This is a genomic window from Oleiphilus sp. HI0086 (assembly GCF_001635225.1).
Genome location: NZ_LWFZ01000837.1, coordinates 1 through 3,576, shown reverse-complemented (window position 1 = coordinate 3,576; position 3,576 = coordinate 1). Strand labels below are relative to the sequence as shown.

The window sequence follows — 3,576 nt, the reverse complement described above, 5'->3', positions numbered from 1 at the left end:
AAAACCCCGCAATTGTCGCAATGCATGACCCTAAACGACGGCACTTCAATTTACTTAAGGTAAGTGCTAAGAGGCTAATCCGAAATACTCTGTCAACGAAGGAATGGGTTCAACATTCGACCAAAAAAGCCCGTCATTTTCAAAGGAGCATCCATCACAGCAAAGCATATACAGTCTTCTTCCATATGCGCTCTTGGCTGGTGAATAGTCTGGGTGTCGGCCAAAATGAAATCATCTTTATGATAATCACCTGCTTTATCGCAAAAACTACCACGCATCACCAAGGTAAATTCATTGCCCTCATGTGTATGCTCTGGGAGTTCTTTGCCTGCAGCGATTCGATAAAACTTAGCGGTGTAGCGTTCATCGGAAATAGGTAATACAAACTCTTTTATGCTGCTTGAAAAGCCTGACCACGATAACTGGTCGAAGTCTTTATCAACAAACCGCCTCAGTGGCGGTGGAATCTCGACCTGCTGATTCGCTGAGTTCAAAGGTTTGTCATTCGCGACAGGATCATCAAGCCGCGCGAGAATATTGTCTAGTACGTTCGCGCCAACCGGCTCAGGCTCCAGGCTAGATAATATATCACCGCCTAAGCTTTCGTAACGTCGTACTTTTGCGGCACACGAACCGCAAGTTTCGATATGACAAGCAACGATAATACCCAAAGCATTAGGTGCCTGCCCAGCAGCGAACTGCATTAAAAGGTCATCGGAAGGATGATAATTAGCCATGTCATATGCTCTTTTGCCAAGTTATCTAGCTTTTTCATTGCTAGTCTGAGTCTCGATTTAATCGTGCCAAGGGGCAAGTCCAATTCCCCTGCAATTTCACTGTGTGATTTCCCTTCAAAGTAAACCTTGTAGACAATCTGTTTTTGCTCGTCAGGTAAGGCTGTGATTAAGTTACGAACAATCAGCGCATTTAGATCACTTTCGACTTCACTTTCTAGAGATTCACCACCCTCTTCATAAAACAAGTCATCAGATTGGACCAAATCAGGGCGACCCTTACGTGCAATATCAATACGTTTGTTACGAACAATCGTATATAACCAGGTAATCGCAGTGCCGGATTCTGGCTTAAAGGTATGCGCTTTTCGCCATGCGGTTAACATGCACTCTTGTAATAGCTCCTCGGCATCTGCTGAGTTCGAACCACACTTAATGGCATACGCTTTCAAGCGTGCAGAGCTTAAGTTAAATAGTTCTATAAACGCACTACGGTCTTGATTTTGAGCAATACTCATTAACAAGGCGTTTAACTTTTGGTTTTCTGGAGTGATGGTAGCCACCGGGCCTTCCTGCAAGAAATCTACGTTTGAATCATTCCTGAAATGTAAAGCATATTACTATTTGGGTAAACCCATAAATCCAATATCTGAGCTATGCCGTATAGTTAGTAGAATCTTTTAATACTTAGGTGAGACATGAAATCAGACGTAGTTATGGACACAGTTATGGACGTAGTCATAATTGGTGCAGGCATGGCAGGATTAACGGCTGCTAAGCAGTTACAACATAGAGGCAAAAAGGTAGCGGTGGTCGAAAAGTCACGCGGAACTGGCGGCAGGCTCTCATCAAAGCGCTTACCACTACCTGACGACCAAAGCCTTACGTTTGACCTCGGCTGCCCTAGTTTCTCTAGCGAAACACCACAATTTAAAGCTCAACTTGATAAGTGGCTGGCCGATGAGCTTATCGTTCCCTGCGCCAATCAGCCAGAGTACTATGTTGGCCGAGAGCGAAACTCCAGCATCACGCGCCACATTGCTAAAGACCTGAACATTCACTTTTCCACCCGGGTTTGTCGCCTCGAAAAGGAACGTGAGCTTTGGCAGGTTTACACTGAATCACCTACTGGCGAGCAGCTGTTCTGCACAGCAGAGCACATTGTAATCGCAACGCCACCTCAACAAGCTTACGACCTATTACCCAAAGGCAATAGTCTCTGCCCTCTAATCGAGCACATTAAAATGGAACCACAATGGGTACTTCTCTTGGCCGTTCGTAGCAGTACAGAACTAAAAATAGATTCTGCACAGCACCCAAATATTAAGTCAATTTCGCCAGAGCACGTTAAACGAGGTGCTAAGCCAGACGATTCAGTGCAGTACTATCAAGTCCAAGCTGGCGAAGAGTGGAGCCAAGAAACAATTAATTGGGAACGAACACGCGTTGAAAGCTATCTATTGAGTGAGTTCGAAGCACTATGCGAACAAAAAATAGATATCATCGTTTCACACTTACATCGCTGGCTATATTCTCTGCCGAGTAATACCCCCATCGACAATAAAGAGAACTACCTTACATGTAGTGAAAAAATACACCTCAGTGGAGACTATCTTGCCACGAATCAATCCCGCCACGGACTTGAGTGCGCCTATTTAAGTGGCATATCGGTAGCAAAACAGATCTAATTTCATTCGGCCTGCGTATGATATACAAGGTTCGTAGTATAAGATATTGGCAACATAAAATAGCAACAAAAAGGGATAATATAAGATGACGCAAGAACATTTACTCAACCTAATCTGGTTTAGAAGTGATCTAAGGGTTTATGATAACCCGGCGCTTTCGGCTGCCATGTCATCCGGGCCTAGCATTGCTGTTTATGTGATATCTGAAGAAACCTGGGATGCCCACAATGAGTCGCCAGCTAAACGATCTCTTATCCTGCGCCAACTAGAAATACTCTCTGGCGCTCTCAGCGAGCTTAACGTTCCCTTTTATGTTCTTACAGCAGAATCCATGCAAAAACTGGAATCGAGTATTTCTGAGTTTGCCAGCCAGCTGAAAGTTTCTCACCTTTTCTACAATGAAGATTATGGACTGAACGAGCGCCGACTCGCCAAGTCGGTATCTGAAAACTTACGTAATCACGGCATTATCAGCCAATCTTTTCATGATCAATGCATCGTTTCTCCGGGCACCTTGAGGAACCAGAAGGGAAGCTACTATCATGTATTCTCGGCATTTAAACGTGCATTTTTAAAGCAGTCGAAGACTTTATCCAGGCACCTGGTCAACAAACCCTCGCCACAACCGCCCTTAACAGTCAAAGCACCAAACTTGAATGTTGCGACGTTTCAAGTCGATTCTCGGTGGGACCATCATTGGCCCGCAGGAGAAGATCACGCTCACGAGCTACTTAATAACTTCATGGAAGAACGCGCAGCCTCTTACCATAAGGCCAGAGATATTCCCTCGCTCGACGCGACAAGTTCACTGTCTCCTTATCTTGCAACGGGTATCGTAAGCACATCACAGTGTTTAAGATCAGCACTAAGCTATAATCAAGGCGAGTTTGAAGGGCGTAATGAAGGCGTCAACACCTGGATAAACGAACTACTATGGAGAGAATTCTATCGCCACCTCTTGTACGCTTATCCGAGGTTGAGCATGCATAAGCCGTTTAAGAAAGAAACAGATCAGCTACCTTGGCGTAAAGACCATCGTTTGTTTGAACAATGGAAGGCTGGAAAAACAGGCTACCCCATCGTTGATGCTGCCATGCGCCAATTAAAAGAAAAAGCCTGGATGCACAATCGACTACGCATGATTACCGCGATGT

Annotated in this window: 4 protein-coding genes; 2 read left to right on the top strand and 2 right to left on the bottom strand. The window is 44.9% G+C overall.

Annotated features, from left to right (window positions below):
• Positions 1-92 precede the first annotated feature (92 nt).
• Both A3756_RS15105 and A3756_RS15100 read right to left on the bottom strand, forming a co-directional pair.
• On the bottom strand, positions 93-737 hold the full coding sequence (locus A3756_RS15105; RefSeq protein WP_068553795.1) for a ChrR family anti-sigma-E factor: 645 nt from the start codon (positions 735-737) through the stop codon (positions 93-95).
• Complete coding sequence (locus A3756_RS15100) at positions 704-1,297, bottom strand: sigma-70 family RNA polymerase sigma factor (RefSeq protein WP_082865284.1); 594 nt, start codon at positions 1,295-1,297, stop codon at positions 704-706. The genes A3756_RS15105 and A3756_RS15100 overlap by 34 nt, the downstream gene beginning before the upstream one ends.
• A 135-nt stretch (positions 1,298-1,432) precedes the next feature.
• Here A3756_RS15100 and A3756_RS15095 point away from each other — a divergent pair, with 135 nt between their 5' ends.
• Positions 1,433-2,422, top strand: coding sequence for an NAD(P)/FAD-dependent oxidoreductase (locus A3756_RS15095; RefSeq protein ID WP_068515418.1), 990 nt, complete (start codon positions 1,433-1,435; stop codon positions 2,420-2,422).
• A gap of 85 nt (positions 2,423-2,507) precedes the next feature.
• The coding region (locus A3756_RS15090) for a deoxyribodipyrimidine photo-lyase (RefSeq protein ID WP_068553794.1) at positions 2,508-3,576 on the top strand (1,069 nt) is incomplete at its 3' end.